This window comes from Wukongibacter baidiensis (assembly GCF_050888315.1).
In the GTDB taxonomy this organism is placed as follows: domain Bacteria; phylum Bacillota; class Clostridia; order Peptostreptococcales; family Caminicellaceae; genus Wukongibacter; species Wukongibacter baidiensis.
The window spans coordinates 6,299,268-6,318,914 of the sequence record NZ_CP138202.1; the positions used below are offsets into that span (position 1 = coordinate 6,299,268).

The 19,647-nt window shown below is 35.9% G+C and carries 20 protein-coding genes; 19 read left to right on the plus strand and 1 reads right to left on the minus strand.

Features of this window, described 5'->3' with window-relative positions; translation table 11 throughout:
• Window positions 1-142 precede the first annotated feature (142 nt).
• Window positions 143-475, minus strand: coding sequence for a helix-turn-helix domain-containing protein (locus R9X47_RS28915; protein ID WP_432664528.1), 333 nt, complete (start codon window positions 473-475; stop codon window positions 143-145).
• Between the two features lie 160 nt (window positions 476-635).
• Between R9X47_RS28915 and R9X47_RS28920 the strand changes: the two genes are divergently transcribed.
• The 19 genes from R9X47_RS28920 to R9X47_RS29010 all read left to right on the plus strand — a co-directional run bounded on the left by R9X47_RS28920 (window position 636) and on the right by R9X47_RS29010 (window position 19,621).
• A complete protein-coding gene (locus tag R9X47_RS28920; protein ID WP_432664529.1) occupies window positions 636-836 on the plus strand; it encodes a helix-turn-helix transcriptional regulator in 201 nt (66 codons plus the stop codon).
• An 84-nt stretch (window positions 837-920) separates the two neighbouring features.
• On the plus strand, window positions 921-1,094 hold the full coding sequence (locus tag R9X47_RS28925) for a hypothetical protein (protein WP_432664530.1): 174 nt from the start codon (window positions 921-923) through the stop codon (window positions 1,092-1,094).
• A gap of 128 nt (window positions 1,095-1,222) precedes the next feature.
• On the plus strand, window positions 1,223-2,314 hold the full coding sequence (locus R9X47_RS28930) for a PRK06851 family protein (protein WP_432664531.1): 1,092 nt from the start codon (window positions 1,223-1,225) through the stop codon (window positions 2,312-2,314).
• Window positions 2,315-2,450: 136 nt separating this feature from the next.
• Window positions 2,451-2,675: a hypothetical protein gene (locus R9X47_RS28935; RefSeq protein ID WP_432664532.1), complete on the plus strand. Its 225-nt coding sequence runs from the start codon at window positions 2,451-2,453 to the stop codon at window positions 2,673-2,675.
• A gap of 246 nt (window positions 2,676-2,921) precedes the next feature.
• Window positions 2,922-4,850, plus strand: a complete 1,929-nt coding sequence (locus R9X47_RS28940; protein WP_432664533.1) for a heavy metal translocating P-type ATPase — start codon at window positions 2,922-2,924, stop codon at window positions 4,848-4,850.
• A gap of 17 nt (window positions 4,851-4,867) precedes the next feature.
• Window positions 4,868-6,055 carry a M20/M25/M40 family metallo-hydrolase gene (locus R9X47_RS28945; RefSeq protein WP_432664534.1) on the plus strand — a complete coding sequence of 396 codons (1,188 nt, stop codon included), beginning with the start codon at window positions 4,868-4,870 and terminating at the stop codon, window positions 6,053-6,055.
• Window positions 6,056-6,260: 205 nt separating this feature from the next.
• Window positions 6,261-7,010 carry a PIG-L deacetylase family protein gene (locus R9X47_RS28950; protein WP_432664535.1) on the plus strand — a complete coding sequence of 250 codons (750 nt, stop codon included), beginning with the start codon at window positions 6,261-6,263 and terminating at the stop codon, window positions 7,008-7,010.
• Between the two features lie 128 nt (window positions 7,011-7,138).
• Window positions 7,139-8,944, plus strand: a complete 1,806-nt coding sequence (locus R9X47_RS28955; protein WP_432664536.1) for an ABC transporter substrate-binding protein — start codon at window positions 7,139-7,141, stop codon at window positions 8,942-8,944.
• Between the two features lie 29 nt (window positions 8,945-8,973).
• A complete protein-coding gene (locus R9X47_RS28960; protein WP_432664537.1) occupies window positions 8,974-9,939 on the plus strand; it encodes an ABC transporter permease in 966 nt (321 codons plus the stop codon).
• A 2-nt stretch (window positions 9,940-9,941) separates the two neighbouring features.
• Window positions 9,942-10,790 carry an ABC transporter permease gene (locus R9X47_RS28965; RefSeq protein WP_432664538.1) on the plus strand — a complete coding sequence of 283 codons (849 nt, stop codon included), beginning with the start codon at window positions 9,942-9,944 and terminating at the stop codon, window positions 10,788-10,790.
• A gap of 1 nt (window position 10,791) precedes the next feature.
• On the plus strand, window positions 10,792-11,757 hold the full coding sequence (locus R9X47_RS28970) for an ABC transporter ATP-binding protein (RefSeq protein ID WP_432664539.1): 966 nt from the start codon (window positions 10,792-10,794) through the stop codon (window positions 11,755-11,757).
• The gene (locus tag R9X47_RS28975) at window positions 11,757-12,755 is read left to right on the plus strand and encodes an ABC transporter ATP-binding protein (protein WP_432664540.1); all 999 of its coding nucleotides are present in this window, start codon (window positions 11,757-11,759) and stop codon (window positions 12,753-12,755) included. The genes R9X47_RS28970 and R9X47_RS28975 overlap by 1 nt, the downstream gene beginning before the upstream one ends.
• 59 nt (window positions 12,756-12,814) lie before the next feature.
• A complete protein-coding gene (locus R9X47_RS28980; RefSeq protein WP_432664541.1) occupies window positions 12,815-13,096 on the plus strand; it encodes a metal-sensing transcriptional repressor in 282 nt (93 codons plus the stop codon).
• A 381-nt stretch (window positions 13,097-13,477) separates the two neighbouring features.
• Window positions 13,478-14,836, plus strand: coding sequence for an aspartate aminotransferase family protein (locus tag R9X47_RS28985; RefSeq protein WP_432664542.1), 1,359 nt, complete (start codon window positions 13,478-13,480; stop codon window positions 14,834-14,836).
• A gap of 47 nt (window positions 14,837-14,883) precedes the next feature.
• Complete coding sequence (locus R9X47_RS28990; protein WP_432664543.1) at window positions 14,884-15,699, plus strand: 3-keto-5-aminohexanoate cleavage protein; 816 nt, start codon at window positions 14,884-14,886, stop codon at window positions 15,697-15,699.
• A 303-nt stretch (window positions 15,700-16,002) separates the two neighbouring features.
• Complete coding sequence (locus tag R9X47_RS28995; RefSeq protein ID WP_432664544.1) at window positions 16,003-17,640, plus strand: sensor histidine kinase; 1,638 nt, start codon at window positions 16,003-16,005, stop codon at window positions 17,638-17,640.
• Window positions 17,641-17,949: 309 nt separating this feature from the next.
• Window positions 17,950-18,516 (plus strand): glycerol-3-phosphate responsive antiterminator, encoded by a 567-nt coding sequence (locus tag R9X47_RS29000; RefSeq protein ID WP_432664545.1) that lies wholly within the window; start codon window positions 17,950-17,952, stop codon window positions 18,514-18,516.
• A gap of 356 nt (window positions 18,517-18,872) precedes the next feature.
• Window positions 18,873-19,235 (plus strand): Lin0368 family putative glycerol transporter subunit, encoded by a 363-nt coding sequence (locus tag R9X47_RS29005; RefSeq protein ID WP_432664546.1) that lies wholly within the window; start codon window positions 18,873-18,875, stop codon window positions 19,233-19,235.
• Window positions 19,236-19,285: 50 nt separating this feature from the next.
• Window positions 19,286-19,621 (plus strand): Lin0368 family putative glycerol transporter subunit, encoded by a 336-nt coding sequence (locus tag R9X47_RS29010; protein ID WP_432664547.1) that lies wholly within the window; start codon window positions 19,286-19,288, stop codon window positions 19,619-19,621.
• The last annotated feature ends 26 nt before the right edge of the window (window positions 19,622-19,647 follow it).

Consider the following 19,647-nt stretch of genomic DNA (forward strand, 5'->3'; position numbering starts at 1 on the left):
TAGAGAAAGGGATACTAAGAAAAAAATTGAACATCTAGAGTCAATAAGTGGAATAGGGATGTTTCGTTTGCCGCTATAAAATGGTATCATCATTTTGCACCATAAAAAAGCTCAAATACAATAACTGAATTTGAGCTAATCATTACTTTTTAAGATTTTCATTTCTATCATATTTTAACTTAATAAGCTCAACATACTTTTTAACTTCCTCAACAGCCTCATCCGTAAGCCCGTCCAAATTAATACCATGAGATCCTTTTCTATTTACATGACTTCTCACTTCTGTTCTGCCAAGGAGGTAGTCTACTGATACGTTAAAATAATCAGCAAGCATTTCAAGAATATCCTGACTCGGTCTTCTAGCACCTGATTCATAATGACCTACGGCTCTATCTGTAACGCCAAGAACTTTCGCAATATCCTTTTGCTTTAAATCTTTTTCTTCACGTAGGTTTTTTAATATTTTACCAAACAAATTGTTCGACCTCCTTCAACTTATTTTACCATATTAATCCTTTTATTAGAATGAATCCGAACAAAAAGTACGATTTAGATAAACAAGGTATTGACACAGAACAAAAAGTAGGATAAACTGGAAATAATTAGTGAACAAAATGTACTATAAGGGGGCCGAAATGAAAAAGCAAAACTTTAGATTACATGAATTTAGAAGAAAAGAAAATATGACTCAGGAAGAGCTGGCCAAGCTACTTGGAATCAGCAAAGACTATCTTTCTATGATAGAAAGAGGTGTGAGGAATCCAAGCTTCAAGCTGGCTAAAAAAATAGCTGATGTATTTTCCGCAACAGTAGATGATATTTTTTTTGAAAAATAAGAGAACAAAATGTTCGGTATTGAAAAGGTATGTAGCTAAAATTACATGTAAATAACAGTAATTTCTTAAAGAGGAGCTGATAAAATGACCTTAAATCATAAATCCAAACACTCCATAAAGAAATACAACAAAGACATCCTAAAACTAAACGAAGAAGAACAACAACTCATGAAAAGACTTAACGAAATAAACAAAGAAAGAGCCAAAAAGCAAATATACATAGCAGAAATATATCTAAATAGAGTAAAAGAGAGTTAGCTAAAATTTTTTTAGCATCAACTGAAAAATTTCCCAAATAGAACAATTTCTCCTTATATTACCCAAGCCCCTAGGAATATACATATAAAGATACCTATAAAATATGCTAATTAAGGAGTGGTAGCGATATGGGCAAAGAAGGTAATGTGAGAAGAGTATATCCTGGAGGAAATACATATAAGGGTTTTTATTCGTTTTATGACTACATTCTTGATCAGCAAAGTGCTAAGAGAATCATAGTTATAAAGGGTGGCCCGGGAGTTGGAAAATCATCCTTTATGAAGAAGCTTGGAGCGGATATGCTTGATAAGGGATTTGATGTAGAGTATCACCATTGTTCGTCTGATAATAACTCCGTAGATGGAGTAGTATTCCCAGCGGTTGGAGTAGCACTTATTGATGGTACAGCACCCCATGTAGTAGATCCTAAAAACCCAGGTGGTGTGGACGAAATAATTCACCTTGGAGATTACTGGGATGAGGAAGCTATGATGAAAAGCAAAGACCTTATAATCAAAGACAATACTGAGGTTGGTAGATTATTTAGAAGGGCCTATGGATTCTTGGCTGGTGCTAAGGGGATATATGATAATATCAAGAAAAATCTAGATGAAGCAACGGATTTTGCTAGAGTAAATATGGTAGCTGGAGAACTTATTAATGATATATTTACCGATAGAAAGTATAGCGATAGTCTAGGTAAGGAAAGACACCTATTCAGTAGCGCTATAACCCCTGATGGTATAAAGGATCATTTGGAGACGTTGATCGAGCCTAATGAAAGGGTATATGTACTTAAGGGTAAGTATGACATCGGAAAGTCAGAGATCCTTGATAAGGTAGCAAAGCTAGCTATTGAGAAGGGCCATGATGTAGAGGTATTCCATAATCACTTTATTCCTGAGCAGATCGATAATGTAGTTATTAAGGATATGAAAGTAGCTGTAACTACCTCCGACAGATTTGAGAATGTGAAGAAGGTTTATGATCTAGACCAATGCTTAAATCATGGGCTCATTAAGGTAAGGGAAGAGGAGTTAATATCAGACAAGGAAAAGTTTGATGAGCTAATTAATCTAGCTGTAAAGAATGTAGGTAGGGCTAAGAAGCTCCACGACCATATGGAAAGATACTATATTCCAAATATGGACTTTGAGGCTATTGATTTCCTAAGGGAGAATACCCTTGAGAGGATTTTATGCTGGGCTGAGGAGAAGTAGATAGTTTTTATAAGGCTGTTGGCACTTTGTCAACAGCCTTATATTTTTTGAAAAAACATTCATAATATCCTATGGTGGGGCATAGGATATATAAATTTGAATAACCACTACTAATAAAAAAAGGAGGCTGTTAAGAATGCATGAAGGAAAACACGGAATTTTAGACGATCATGATGATTTAGATGCTATATTTGGAAAGAAGAAGAAGCGTAGAAAGGATCACGACCATGACCACGATCATCATCATGACCATGATCATGACCACGATCATCATCATGACCATGATCATGACCACGATCACGATCATCATCACGACCACTGCCATAAGGATGATAAGAAATGTGGGTGTGATAAAGAATAGGGAGTCGGAGATTTCCTATGAAGAATAAGGTTACGTTTTTAAGCTAGTTGTGCCTAAGTACATATTGTGAAGTCTAATCCTCTTTTTGCATAATCTTTTATGTACAGAAGGGGATGTTTTTATTTTTAAGGAACTAATATTATTTTAAAAACTAGAATATATTTGTTCTAATTAACCCCTCCTAGGGCATAGGATGATAGTAGAATATCATGTGATATTAATCAGTAATCCATAAGGAGGTATAGAATGGGTAATAGAACGTTGAAAGAGCTAAACAAGAAGCAGGGATTCTTTGCTGGACACCCTATGTTAAAGAAATACAAGAAGTTTATATTTCCCGGTGTAATTGCAGTACTTATACTACTTGCAATTATATTTGAATATCTTTGGGAGGTTCTGCCATTTAACTTTTCAATAATCCCACTGATAATTGCGGGAGTATTTGTTACAAAGTCAACTGTAGAAGCGGTAGTTCATTTAAAGAAGGTAACGGCAGGGATATTAGTTGTTATGGCGCTAATTGGAACAACCTATGTTGGTGAATATTTAGCCGGTGCTATAGTAGCCTTCATGATGATCTTTGGGGAGTTCTTAGAGGAAGTAACCTTAGATAAAACTAGAAATGCTGTCAAAGAGCTTATAAAGCTAGTTCCGGATACTGTAAGGATAAAGATTAATGGAAAGTATGAAGAGTATCCTATTAGTGAGACAGAAGAGGGAGATTTAGTATTAGTAAAGCCTGGGGAAAGAATACCCGTTGATGGTGTAATCATCTCAGGTCAGGCGGCCATAAATGAATCATCGATTACGGGGGAATCAATGCCCGTAGATAAGACGATTGGAGATCAAGTATTTGTAGGTACCTTCAATGAAAATGGTGTACTAGAGATTGAGACTGAGAAGATCGGTAGTGATACGGTACTTGGAAAGATTATTAGAACCGTGCATCAGGCTCAAAACAATAAGGGTGAGGCTCAAAAGGCCGCAGATAAGTTTGCAAAGTATTTTGTACCAATTATTTTAGTTATTTGTGCAGTAGTATGGTTCTTAACCTATGATTTGATGAGGGTTATGACAATACTAGTTATTGCTTGTCCTTGTGCATTGGTGTTAGCAACACCTACGGCCGTAGTAGCCAGTGTAGGTAATGCAGCTAAAAAGGGGATTTTGATCAAGGGCGGAGTAACAATTGAAAAGTCAGCTAAAATAACTACCCTATGTTTAGATAAGACAGGTACAATAACCGAGGGAAAACCGGTCTTAGTTAACTTAACAAGCTTTGATTCATCGACTGATGAGGAAGTTCTAAGGCTTGCCGCCATAGCTGAAAAGAATTCACAGCATCCTATTGCAAGGGCAGTCTTAGAGTATGCTGAGTCAAAGGGAATAGATGAGATCCCAGATTCAGAGAGCTTCCAAATTCTCTTTGGTAAGGGTATAAGGGTAAAGTTTGATGATGGGGATATAGAGGTTTCTAATGCAAAGGTGCTAAAGGACCCAGAGTTTGAAGTAGATGAGGTAATAACTAAATACTTAGAGGACCAAGAGAATAAGGGTAGAACTGCATTGCTTGTTATAAAGAACAACACTGCCGTTGGTGGGATTGCAATAGCTGACACCGTTAGGAGTAATATGGCTGATACAATAGCGGAGATTAAGAAAACTGGAATCAAGAGAATATTGATGTTAACTGGAGATAATGAGGTAACGGCAAGATCTATAGCCGAACAGGTTGGGATTACAGAATATCATGCAAATCTATTGCCTAATGAGAAGCTTAATATAACTAAGAAGCTACAAAGTGAGGGTGAAGTAGTTGCAATGGTAGGAGATGGTGTAAATGATGCTCCAGCACTTGCCTTAGCCGATGTTGGTATAGCTATGGGAGCTATAGGTACCGATGTTGCCATCGAAGCTGCTGATATTGCATTGATGGCAGATAGCTTAGAGATGATACCAGAAACATTAGGCTTGAGTAGAAGGACATATACGATTATAAAGCAGAATATTTGGTTCTTTGCGGTATTGGTAAATGTGGTTGGGATATATCTTTCTGGAGTAGGGTTTTTAAACCCAATAATGGCTGCAATAGTTCATAACGCAGCGTCTATATTAGTTGTAGTGAATTCAGCAAGACTGTTAACATATAGTTACTCTAAAGCGAAAAATATGTAGTTAAATAGGATGGTCAAATGATTAAGTATATTATTAAAACACTGGTTGATCTATTATCTATTGATACGAGAACAAAGAAAAATAATGAAACTGAGGCAGCTATCTATATAAAGAAGAAACTTGATGAGTATAATATCTGGTCGGAGATTATAGAACCGATAACGGGCAAGGGTAGTGTTATAGGATATATACCCGGTAGAAACAAGGAGAAAAGGAACCTATTGCTGCTATCCCACTTAGATACATGTTACTATGGAAATCTAGAAGACTGGTTTATGGACCCTAGGAGAGGAACGGAATATGAGGGTAGAGTCTTTGGAAGGGGAGCAATTGATTGTAAAGGGTTAGTGGCGTTATGTATGGGGATATTAGTTTATCTTAAAACCAATAACATAATTCTCGAAAGGGGTATAGTATTTGCAGGTACTGCAGATGAAGAAAGTGGAGGCCACTTTGGGAGTAAATACTTGCTTTCTAATCATCACCTGATTAAGGAAAGTGGATATGTTTTGAGTGAAGGTGGTGGCTTTCCTATAAAGGTTGATGAAGGTCTGTATTATCTTTGTCAGTATGGCGAGAGAGGAAAACTAAGATACTGCCTTTTAGAGGATGATGGTCGGAAATTACTTATGGATAAGAAAAGAATTGTAGGTAGATTAGATAAGGAGTTGATCGAGGGATCGAAAAATCTATCAGATAGTTATAGGCTGTTTGATAGTCTATATCAAAAATCTACTGTGAATCACTCAAGAAGAATAGATTACGAAGATATATTTTCTAACTCAGTATCTATATATATGCAGGAAGAAAAATCTATTTTAGAGATAGATTATCTTCCTGAGATTAAAAAGGTCTCAATTATAGATGCAGTAAGAAATATGTACGATATCGAGCTATCGGATAATAATCTGATTAAAGATGTTCCAGCTTATTTATCTAACACTGATACAGGACTGTATAAAATCATAGAGAATGAGACTTCAAAGTATTTGCCGGAAGCGAAGGTGATCCCATATATAACACCTGGATATAGTGATAATAGACTTTTTAGAGAGCAGGGGAAGGTTACCTATGGATATTTTCCAATGGATATTAATAATTCGCTTTCGGGGATACATGGCTACAACGAATATATAAGTTACAAGAGCTTGGAAATCGGATTTCAAATATTGAAAAATATAATTATGAAATTTTGCTTAGATTAGTTGGAGTAGCTGCGTATAAAATTATTAATATACTATATGATGCATAAAAATAAATTCTTATAGAATATTTAGGAAAAGCTTAAATATACTTATATAAATCACTAAAGGGATTGTCTTTTTAATTAATAAAACCCTTGGGTAGGGAAGGGATTAGGTTAATAAGTATTAATTATTAATTTTAAAATAGTTTTAAGGGGGAATAGAGATGTCTAAAGCTAAGAAAATGTTGTTACTAGGTGTTTATGGTATGGAGGCAGTTGAGTGTGGGGGAGCATTAGCAATCAATGTAAAAAATGGGGGAGAATCCTATGCTTCTATAATGCTTTCAAGCGAGAAAAGCCGGGAACAGGTAGAAAAGGCAGGGGAAATATTGGGTCTTAAAAAGGTTTATTTCAATAACTTTGAGGCGGGAACGGTAGACCTTAGTCGCGAGAAAAAGGTAGAACTCATTAGGGTAATAAGGGAAGTAAAGCCCGACGTAATAATTACTCAAGATCCTGAGCACAGCTACCATGACCTTGATCCCGATAGACGTCCTGCAATGCTCTTATTACTTGAGGTTATTGCCCTTGCTTCAAGAAGGTTTGCATTAGAAGATATGCCAGAGCTAGAACCACATCCAATTCCTAAGATTTATTACATGTCGCCTGAAAATCCAAATTGCATTTTAAACATTGCTTCTGTATGGGATTTAAAGGATAAGGCTATGGATGTTCTAGAGAGTCAAATGGAATTCAGTGGTCGACACTTTGAGCATGGGCTTAATGATGATGAGCTAGATGCCATAGTTCCTGGTTTTAAAGACCTAGAAACATATTATGAGAAGGGACGTTATGTCCATAGAGAAATTGATAAGGCGCTACATATGTATCATGGAGTATGCGGTCATGGACACTTTGCATTGGCTGAAGCATATAGGTTTGAAGGTAAATTTGAGTTTTATGAATTAGATTAATTTGTTTATAATAAAGGACTCTGCTAATAAATGTGATAGGGGGTGCATTAGTAAAAAGCGTAATACTAATGTGCCCTAGGATATCACCTTGTTTTGCAGAGTTTTTATGAAAAAAGGAGGGAATTTAAATGAAAAGAACTATAAGAGCTTTTTCCTTACTCCTTGGTGTAATCTTAATCATTAATCTTATGGCCGTAACGGGCTTAGCTGAAGTGAAGGATCAGTTAAAGATTGGTCTACACAGTGATGAAAGTACATTAACGCCCTACAGCTATGTGACGGGTTCACCGGGCCATGATCTAATGAACTTAGTGTACGACTGTCTATTTCAATTAGATGAAAACAATGTGCCTCAGCCTCTATTGGTAAAGGAATATACCCTAAGTGAAGATAAATTAGTATATACCTTTAAGCTGCATGAAAATGTAACATGGCATGACGGAACACCCTTTACTGCTGAGGACGTTAAATTTACATATGACTATATTATGAAGTATCCCAAGTCAAGATTTACAAGGCCATCTAAGGCAATAGAAAAGATTGAGGTTGTTGACAAGTACACTTTAAAATTTGCACTTAGCTCAGTTCAGCCATATTTCTTGATACAACCTATTGCAGACCTACCTATAATGCCTAAACACATTTGGGATGGAATCGACAAACCCGATGAAGCCAGTGAAAAGATTGGTACTGGACCATATATGTTAGAGGAGTATATTCCAGGTCAATTCTATAAATTCAAGGCAAATGATAATTACTTTATGGGAATTGTAACGGTTAAAGAATTAATTCTACCAATAATTAAGGATACTACATCTCTATTTACGGCCCTAAAGGCTAAGGATATTGATGCTGTAACTAATGGGCTGCCTCCAGAGCTTGTTAAGATATTTGATGGAGCTAAATCAATCAAGCTCGATAAGGGTCCCGGTTATTCCACAACCCTACTTCAATTTAACAATGAAGCTGCACCACTAAATATAAAGGAATTTAGAAAGGCCATTGCCCTAGCTATAGATAAGGAAAATATTATTGATACTGTATTATTAGGCTATGGTACACCGGGCAGCAATGGATTTTTACATCCATCATCATCGGGATTTAATCCTAACCTACCGGAGCATGTTCAGAATTTAGATGAGGCCAAGGCTATACTTGATAATTTGAACTTCAAAGACCTTGATAATGACGGATATAGGGAAGATGACAAGGGAGAGAAGATTGAGTTAGATCTATTGGTATATGCAAATAATCCCCTTAGGATTAGAATAGCTGAGTTAATCCAATCATGGTCTAAGGAAATTGGTGTGAAAATAAATCTAAAGGCCATGGATATGAATACGGTGGACTCCTTAGTTTGGCCGGGATTTGATGTATCTAAGGGTAGAGATTATGATATGTCCATGTGGGGTTGGTCACCTTCGATTCAGATATTCCCAGCTAGATTGGTGGAGCTTTACCATTCGAGTACCGACAAGGGAACCCTTAATATTGGAGCATATAGTAATCCTGAGTTTGATGCTGAAGCAGATAAGCTCGATGAAGAGTTTGAGCCTGAAGCAAGACAAGAGATTTTAAATAAAATGCAAAAAGTTGTTAGCGAGGATTATCCATTTATACCTTTATATTATCCTGAAATAGTATTTGCCTATAACCAAGAGGCCTATGATGGATGGACTTTTATAGCTGGTAAAGGGATCATAAACAAATTATCCTTTGTCTCTGTAGAAGATAAGGAAGAGAAAGCTGCTGAGGTAAAGGAAGAAGAGAAGAAGGAAGAACCTGCTAAAGAGGAAAAGAGTGAGAAAGAAGAAAAAGATACTCCGGCGCCTCAAGAAACTACTGAAACACAAGCTTCCTATTCATGGGTAATTATAGTTCTAATCATTGCGGTAGTTGCCTTCTTCTTTAGGAAAAAAGGCAGCAAGGAATAGAATCTAGTATATAAAGGCAGGTTTTGTATATGTTTAAATTCTACTCAGCAAAGATGTCTCAGTATTTACTACTTATCGTATTTACCATAACACTTAACTTTTTCCTCCCAAGGTTAATGCCAGGAAGCCCTCTGCGCTTCCTGGGGGGAGAAGATGTTATATTAATGACTACCGAGGAAAAGGAGTTAATACTTGAAAAGCATGGATTGGATAAGCCAGTGCATGAGCAATATTTTATGTATATTAGATCGCTATTAAAGGGGGATATTGGATACTCCTATCAACAAAAAATGCCCGTGATGGATATCATTAAAAGTAGACTTCCATGGACCTTGATTTTGACTGGACTAAATTTGATTATAACTACTATATTAGGAATTACACTCGGTACTATTGCGGCATGGAAGAGGGGTTCGAAACAGGATATTGCTTTAATAAATGTCTTTGCCTTTTTAAAATCGATGCCCTCATTTTGGATAGGGATGATATTAGTTTCTATATTTGGAGCACAGCTTGGTGTATTGCCCATATACGGAGCATATACAATGTGGGGTAATTATACGGGATTAGCAAGAATCATTGATATAGCAAAACACTTGGTGCTCCCAGTTACTACTCTAGTATTTTTGTCTATAAGTTCAATTTTCCTGACGATGCGCTACTCAATGATAGATGTTTTAGGTGAAGACTACATCTTTATGGCAAAGGTTAAGGGACTGGATGAAGGGACTATAAAGTATAAGCATGCGATGCGAAATGCTCTGATTCCCGTTGTTACAATAGTTATGCTTAACCTTGGTTATATGGTTGGAGGAGCGACGGTGGTGGAAACTGTATTTTCATATCCCGGCATAGGTAGAATGATGTTTGAGGCAGTAATAAACAGAGATTATCCTGTATTACAGGCAGGCTTTTTAATAATAACTATAAGTGTTATATTAGCAAACTTTATAGCCGATATGATTTATCCATTATTTGATCCGAAGGTGGTTTGATAATGAAAAAGAAGATTAGCACATGGAAGATGTTTATAAATAGCAGGTTAGGAAGAATCGGATTTGCAATTATGATTATATTTATCTTGATGGCATTGTTTGCTCCAATAATTGCCCCATTTAATCCCTATGAACGGGTTGCGGAATCCTTCCTTAAACCAAGTTCTGTACATCTTTTGGGAACTAACGATATAGGCCAAGACATATTCAGTGAAATTATTTATGGTACAAGAATTTCATTACTAATAGGACTATTATCAGCCATAGTAGCAATTATCATTGGCTCTACAATAGGCATAGTTTCTGGTTATTTTGGAGGTAAGGTAGATATCCTTTTAATGAGGGTAGTTGATTTGACACTAGTTTTACCGATGCTACCTTTGATGATCTTGCTGGCCGCTTTTTTAGGACCAAGCTTTTGGAATATAATCATGGTAATTGGAGTACTCTCATGGGCTAGGCCTGCTAGGGTAATTAGGGCACAGGTGTTAACTACAAAAACGAAGGGATATATAGAGTCGGTGAAGGTTGCAGGTGGTGGGCATGTCTATACTATGATAAAGCACATATTACCGCCGACGATGTCAATAATTATCTCTCAATTTATATTAGTTGCCAGTCATTCGATTTTGGTTGAGGCTTCTCTAAGCTTCCTAGGAATGGGAGATCCCACTAAGAAGAGCTGGGGCATAATACTTTACTATGCACAGGCAAGGGGAGCGTTTTTAAATGAGGCATGGATATGGTGGATATTACCGCCGGGACTATTGATTACATTCCTAGTTATAAGCTTTGCATATACAGGAAACTCATTAGAAGAGATTGTTAATCCACGGCTAAGGAGGTCTTGATATGTCTATACCAGTAAACTTAGAGGTTGAAAACCTACAAACATTCTATAATACAAAGGAAGGGCAGGTAAAGGCCGTCGATGGAGTTAGTTTTAAGCTGATGAAGGGTGAGATGCTTGGACTAATAGGTGAGTCAGGATGTGGAAAGTCAACGGTTGCATTGTCTCTGCTAAATGTGATTCAACCTCCGGGGAAGGTAGTTGGTGGCAGGGTAAAAATAGATGACAAGGATTTGATAAAGCTAAAGGAAAAGGAGATCATGAAGATTCGCTGGAAGGACATAGCATTGATACCTCAAAGTGCTATGAATGCCTTGAATCCAGTTTATAAGATAGGGAAGCAAATAAAGGAAGCCATATTGCGGCATGAAAATATAAGTAATAAAGAAGCTATAGAGAAGACTAAGCAATTGTTACAATCCGTTGGCATAGACGAAAAGTGGTATGATAGCTATCCTCACAAGTTAAGTGGAGGGATGAAGCAAAGGGTTATAATAGCCATGGCTTTGGCATGTGATCCCAAGGTGATCATATCCGATGAGTCGACTACTGGCTTGGATGTTTTGATACAGGCACAGATACTAGGTCTATTGAAGAATCTACAAAGAGATAGAGGTCTTTCGATAATACTGATATCCCACGATCTTTTGATGGTAACATCAATATGTGAAAGGATAGGCATTATGTACGCTGGTAAATTAGTGGAGATAGGTTCTACGGAAGAAATAATGAATAATCCTAGACATCCATATACAAAGGCTTTACTCAACTCACAGATTCAACTAGAGGATTATGATAAAAAGTGCAAGCCTATCCCGGGCTTTGTACCAAGTTTAGTGTCACCTCCACAGCAGTGCAGGTTCTATACTAGATGTGATCACTGCATGGAAGAATGTAGAGTTTCTGAACCTTATTATACGGAAGTAAGTGAAAATCATTTGGTAGCATGTTTTTTGGAGGGTAAGTGATGGTTAAAAAAGATGATGTGCTAATTTCGGTTAATAATCTGGAAAAGAGCTTTTCTAGTAAGGGTATTATGAGCAAATTCAAAAAAGAAAATAATAAGGTTTATGCAGTTGATAATGTAAGCTTTCAAATCAAGAAGGGTGAAATCCTAGGTTTAATCGGCGAAAGTGGCTGTGGGAAGACGACTACGGCGAGGTTGATTCTACGTTTATTAGAGCCCGATGGAGGAGATATTTATTTTGACAATACTAATCTTTCGAAGCTAAAGGGTAGGGAGTTAAAAGAGATTAGAAAAAAGATACAGATAATTTTTCAAGACCCCTATGAATATTTAAACCCTAGAATGACAATATTTGAAATAATAAGTGAACCACTAGTGATAAATAAGGTTATAAAGGACAAGGAAAGGATTAAGAAGAAAATCATTGATTTGCTAAATGATATAGATCTAAAACCGGCAGAACAATATCTCCATAGGTATCCCCATGAATTAAGTGGAGGTCAGAGACAGAGAGTTGCCATAGCAAGGGCATTGATTTTAGACCCAGAGTTTATTGTGGCTGATGAACCTACTTCTATGTTGGATGTGTCAGTTAGAGCAGGGATATTGAATATTCTATTATCCTTAAAGGAAAAGTATGGCCTAACAATGATATTTATTACCCATGATTTGACTACTGCTGCCTATATGTGTGATAGGATAGCAGTTATGTATAAGGGGAAGATAGTTGAGATAGGTAGTAAAAATGAAGTCATATTTAACCCTGTCCACCCATATACTAAAGCATTAGTAGGTGTGGTATCGAATTTAAAGGGATTTTTACAGGAGAGAGAAAAGAAGATTAAGGATGGTGAAGTAAATAATTATATAAAAACGAAATGTTGCGCATTTATTGATAGATGTGTTTGCAAAGAGGATTGCTGTAGTGATTCAGAAGTAATATTAAAGGAAGTTTCCAATGATCATTATGTTGCTTGTATAAAGGGTCACCATGCTTAGAGGATACAAATTTTGTAGTTGCATATATGTAGGGTGCTTTTAAAAATAAACGAGGAGGAATGATAAAGTTGAACCATCATTTTCATCCCCAGGAAAAAAAGATTATAAATAGGTTAGCTCGGATTGAAGGTCATACGAAGGCAATTAAGAGAATGGCTGAGGAAGGAAAGGAATGTAGTGAGATACTTATACAGATAGCTGCTGTTAGGTCAGCACTGAACAATGTTGGGAAGCTTATTTTGCAGGATCATATTAATCACTGTATAATACATGCCATAGAGAATGATGATAGGGAAGTGTTGGATAGTTTGAATGATGCGATAAATAAGTTTGTGAAATGATAGTGTTTTAACAAAAACTTTTTGAATTGAAAAAATAGTCTTGCAAACTTTATAAAGTTGATGTAGAATCAAGATATAAGATGAAATTAAATATTGAAATGGTTTACTGCTTTATTTGCAGTGGTGCTCTAACCAGACATTACTTAGTGAATAAAATCCAGTACAGTATGAATACCCTAAGTGGGACTTCGTATTTGTGCTGGATTTTTTAGTTTTATGAATTGATACAATTGCGTAATTCTAACTTGGCAGAATTGCATAATAAATATGGTATGGCTCTAGGGCTTTTAAGACTATATTTAGTAGTAGACTTTTTCAGAGTGTAATTATGCAATTTGCTCAATTTAAAAAAATGTTGAGATGAGAATGGGGGAATAAAAGATGAGTTTAAACAAAGCTCCTAAGAATCATGTATTTTACAGAAACCAAAATTGGAATTATCCAAAGATCGAAAAGGGCGAGGGAATCTACTTGTTTGATGAAGATGGTAACAAGTATATCGATGGTTGCTCTGGTTCTGCAGTTGCTAATATCGGTCATGGTAATAAGGAAGTAGCTGAGTTTACTAAAGACCACATGGAGAGGATAGCTTTCACTCATCTTTCCAGATGGACAGTTGACTCTATAGAGAAGTGTGCTGAGAAGGTTGCTGAGTGGGCACCTGGAGATTTAAATCATGTGTACTTTGTTTCAGGTGGTTCTGAATCAACTGAAACGGCTATAAAGATGGCTAGACAATACTTTGTTGAGAGAGATGGCAGTAAGACTACTAAGTGGAAGACTATATCTAAGTGGAATTCATTCCATGGTAATACAATGGGTTCTCTTTCTATGACAGGTATAACTGGTAGAAGAAAAATATATGATCCAATGTTAATAAACTTCCCTAAGATTCCTCAATTTTATCACTATAGAAATCCATGGGGATGCGAGACTTTAGAAGAATCTAGTATTAAGGCTGCTGAGGCTTTAGAAGCTGAGATAATCAGACAGGGTCCAGATAATATAGCTGCATTTATCACTGAACCTGTGGTTGGTTCCGCTGCTCCTGGTGTACATCCTGATAAGATATACTTTAAAATGGTTAGAGAGATTTGTGACAAATACGATGTACTGTTGATTGTAGATGAGGTAATGGCTGGCTTCGGAAGAACTGGTAAGAAGTTTGCTATAGAGCATTTTGATATAGTACCTGATATCGTAACATGTGCTAAGGGAATGAGCTGTGGATACACTCCTATGGGAGCTGCTATAGCTAGTGACAAGATTTTCAATACTATAATGGTTGAAGGTTCTGGACACTTTGTTCATGGACACACATATGCAGGTAACCCATTATCATGTGGTATAGCTCATAAGGTTATCGAGATAATGGAGAGAGAAGGATACGTTGAAAATGCTGAGAAGCAAGGAAACTACTTAATAGAGAAGCTTCAAAAGCTTTATGATTATCCAATAGTAGGTGAGATCAGAGGTAAGGGTCTCATGATAGGTATTGAGTTTGTTAAGAATCAAGAAACTAAGGAGCCATTTGATACTAGTGTAGCTGTGAAGAATAAGGTAATGGCTAATTGTTTAGACAAAGGTTTAGTTATATATCCTGGTGGAGGGTCAGTTGATGGCGTTAGAGGAGATCATTTACTAATTGCACCACCGGTTAATATTACTAGTGAAGAGATAGATCTATTATTCGATGCATTAGAAGCTGGAATTAAGAAGACTTGTGAAGAAGTGTTATAGGAAGCTTAGAACTTAATAAATAGAAAAAATAGAAAGGGAGTTGTGAGATGGAAAAGCTGATAATCACCGTTGCGCCAACGGGTAACGTGCCTACTAAAGAGTTAAATCCCCATTCACCCTTAACCATAGATGAGATTGTGGAAGATATAAGAAAATGTCATGACCTTGGGGCTGCCATAGCTCATATCCATGTTAGAGATGAGAAGTTAATGCCTACAAGTGATAGGGAATTATTTAAGCAGGTTGTAAACAGATTAGATGAAGAAAAAATAGGGATTATAAAGCAGCTTTCTACGGGAGCCCGTGGAGGAGAAAATACTGTTGACTGGAGAGGCCAGATGCTAGATTTAAATGTTGAAATGGCCAGCCTTGCAACGGGGTCTTCTAACTTTGCTACCAGTGTTAATGCCAATTCTCCTGGATTAATTAAGGCTTTAGCTGAGAAAATGTATGACAATAATATCAAACCAGAAATTGAAGCCTTTGATGTTGCCATGATCAACAATGCTGTAAAGTTTGCTAAGAAGGGTATACTAAAGGGACCAATGCATTTTAACCTTGTTATGAATGTACCTGGGTCTATACCTGGAACACCAAAGAATCTAATGTTTATGGTGGATAGCTTACCACCGGGATCTACATGGACTGTATCTGGTATAGGATACTCACAGGTTCCAATGATTACTATGGCTATACTACTTGGAGGACATGTTAGAACGGGAGTAGAGGATGTACTAAAAATGTCCGATGGAAGCCATGCAACAAATGAATTGCTTGTAAAGAGAGTTGTAAGAATTGCTAAGGAAATGGGAAGAGAAATAGCAACTGTTGACGAAGCTAAGAAGATTTTAAACTTAGTTTAATTAAAAGATAAATAGAATATGAAATATCAAAAAAATAGGGCTTATGGCTCTATTTTTTTATTGAGATGATTTGTCGATGATAAATATAAGCAAAGGAATGGAGCTCAATGTCAATAAGTCCCGATGCTAAAAATTTTTTTAGTTAAGATAAGGAAATGAAAAGGATATTGCATATTTATGTAGAAATCTTAATGAGAATAAGAAAGAAAAATATGTAAAATTTAGAATTTTTTAATTGTTATGACAATAGGGGAGAATGTCATATATCTTAGCTAGGGGTATCGTTTTGGGGAGGCTGTAAACATGACAACATCAATTGTGAAGAAAATATGCGGAGTAGAGTATTACAGACTAAAGGAAGAAGAAAGACATGAATTAAATGTTAAACAGATAGAGGCTAATTTGATTATTGAGAAAAAATTGGTTACTATCCTATTTTTTATTGGAGTAGTATTATTATATTTTGATATTACAAAATTTCAAAGACTTTGGTATCAAAATCCAGCCTACAAGAGGTTGTTTTATCTTCATATCGCTATAATGATAGTATTCTCAATTTTTTTAGTACTGGTTCGTTTAAGAAATAGATCATTAAAAAAAAGGAGTATAAGATTTGATAAGGCTTTAAGTTATGGGGTAATTGTATCTGTGTTGGTATGGTGTGCTTTATTGTCTATTAATGCTCAGTTTATGCATGGGCAGATGTCAGCATATATTATAGGGGCATTTTGCATATCCTCTACTATAAGGATGAATCCCCGCAGCAATTTTATCATCTATAGCTTTTCCTATATTGTCTTTGTTACAGGTTTGCTTATTTATCAGCATGACTTTAACCAAATTGTAGGTAGCATAATTAATTCTTCTTTCTTGATCGTTTTAGCTATTGTGACGGCTAATATTCACTTTTCAAATTATATAAATGATTTTATAAATAAGAAGATTATTTTCCAAAAAAATCAAGAGTTGGAGAACTCTCAAAAAAATCTTGAGGATTCATTGAAGAGTAGGTCAGATAAGTTATATCGATATAATAAGATTTTGATTGATGAGATTAACAAGAGACATGAACTAGAGATGGATGCTCTTAAGAATAAGCTTAAATATGAGCAAGAGAAGGGTTTTTTAAATGAAAAAATTGAGTACGAGAAACTCAGGACGGAGTTCTTTGCAAACTTATCCCATGAACTAAGAACCCCGTTAAATGTTATTTTCAGTGCTCAACAAATTTTATCCTTATTTGTACAGGATTGCTTTGAAAAGGATAAAAGTGAGAAGGCGAATAAGTATCTTAAGATAATTAAGCAAAATTGCTATAGGTTAATAAGATTGATAGGAAACCTTATAGATATTACCAAGATAGATGTAGGGAGTTTCAATATAGAATTTCAGAACCATGATATTGTAAATTTAATAGAGAGTATAGCCCTATCTGTAAGCGATTTCATCAAGGATAAGGAAATAAGTCTAATATTTAAGTCTTCTATAGATGAAAGGATAATTGCCTGTGATCCCGATAAGATAGAAAGAATGATATTAAATCTACTATCTAACGCTGTAAAGTTTACACCAAAGGATGGGAAGATATTTGTCAATATCGATGAAGAAGACGACAGGGTGATCATATCTGTAAAGGATACGGGAATAGGAATACCTAAGGAAAAGCATGATTCAATATTTGAAAGGTTTGTACAGGTAGATAAATCCACCATGAGAAAAAGTGAAGGTAGTGGAATTGGATTAGCCCTAGTCAAATCTCTTGTTGAGATGCATGGCGGAATTATTAGATTAGAGAGTATAGAGGGAGAGGGTAGTGAATTTATAATTGAGTTACCAATTAGAATTTTAGAGGATGCAAATGAATATCATAGTGAGATAGCTTGTACAAAGCATGAAAAAGTTGAGAAAATAGATGTTGAGTTTTCAGATATATATCTTTAAACCGTATTGCTATATAAGTTACGAAAAATCTATTACATTCCGAAGATTTAACATCCCCAAAAACTCTGGATGTTAAATCTCCAGAATGTGAGATGTTTATCGTATTATATATAATCAGCCGGCTTTGAGTATTTTCCTGTTTCGATGTAAAACAGTTTTCATTTAACTTAATAAGTGAAGGCCTAGTTTTTTAGATTGTTAATAGGATAGCTCAAGGCCGGTTTGATTTTATAATAATAATTAGGGGCCATAAGACATATTATATGGTAATACCTTTAGTTATAAAATTGATTGTTTAGGAGGAATTGTATGGGATCGGAGTTTTATAAAAGAGTACATGAGAATCCAATAATTTGTGCAATTAGTGACCTGGGTAAATTAGATTTTGCAGTTAAGTCACCCAGCGAAGTAATTTTTCTTTTGAACGGGGATATATTTAATTTGAAAAATACTGTATCTAAGGTTAAGGAGAATAATAAGTTGATATTTATCCACTTAGACCTAATGGACGGATTTTCTAAGGATGTTATTGCACTTAAGTATATAAGCAAGAATATTAAGCCCGATGGTATAATTACTACAAAAAGTAACTTAATAAGGATAGCAAAGGATATGAATATTTTCGCTATTCAAAGGTTATTTCTACTGGATTCTTTGTCTCTTGAATCAGGTATTAAGTCGGTTAGAGCTACAAGACCTGATGCCGTTGAGATTTTGCCTGGAATAATGCACAAGACTACAAAGTATATTACTACCCAAATTAAGACACCGGTTATAACTGGGGGCCTTATAAAGGATAAGGAAGATGTTGTATTAAGTATCAAGGCTGGAGCGGTTGCAATCTCATCGAGCAATGAAAAGGTATGGTATATGTAAAATAATAAAAAAAAAGTTGTATATACTTGGACAAGATATCATATTAATTATATAGGGATTTTAGTAAAGACTTTAAAGAAGTCTAGGTTGATACTTTTTATCAAAATACATGATAGGCTAGTATGATCTCTTGGTAAAAAATATCAACAACAAAGGATTAAATACACACAATTCTGAAAATTTCCAACGGGATTCAGTGTTTCCTTTGTTGGCATGATACTTGCTACATTTTATATGTAACAGGTATCATATAGCTTTGTTTTTATTGAGGTCATTTTTCGCAGAAAAATCTGACCAAAACGAAGAGGCTCGATGCCTCTGAGTTTTTATTAAAAAATAAGGGAGGGGGTGTCTTAATGAAGCATTTAGGTACTGTACTTGGAACAGCTATTGCAGGTATGTTTGTAATGAGTGTTTGGGGTAAATTTGTAGAGGCATATGGTATAGGTGGAGGATGGTTTGCAGGATTGATAATCATCGGAACAATGTGGTTTTTAAATCACTTTATTGGAATCCACAACAATGATGGAGCTTGGGTTGATATGGCACTAGGTATAGGTGTAGCTGGAACAATGAGAGGAGTATTTGAAGGCGGAGCTGCGGCCGGTATCGCATCTTTACCAACTTTAGGTGTTGCTATATTAGGCGGTATAGCTGGTGGATTTGCAGCTTATAAGCTTGAGGTATACTTAGCGAAGAAGGCAGAAGCAGAGGCATAGGAGTCTAGAGCATTTATGTAGAATATATATGGAAAGGGGGAAGAAGATAGATGTCAGGTGGCGCTATAATAACAACATTCGCAGGTGCATTTATATTCCCGTTTTTAATTAGATTATGTTGGGGAAAAATGTGTGATGCTTGGGGACCTATCGGTGGTTGGATGGCAGCAGGATTTATAGTTGGTACTGCTTGGACCCTAAACCATGGTGTAGGTTTCATGGTACAGTCAGGTCCAGCTTGGATAGATATGGCTTGGGCAGCAGGAGCAGGTTTATTTGTAGCATCGGCGGCTTCCGGCGATGATGTAGGAAAGGGAGTAGTAAACGCAATATTTGCAATTTTAGGTGGAGTACTTGGAGGATTTATACTTTCTTGTTTAGGTTAGTTTAAAATAATAAGTTATAACTGTGG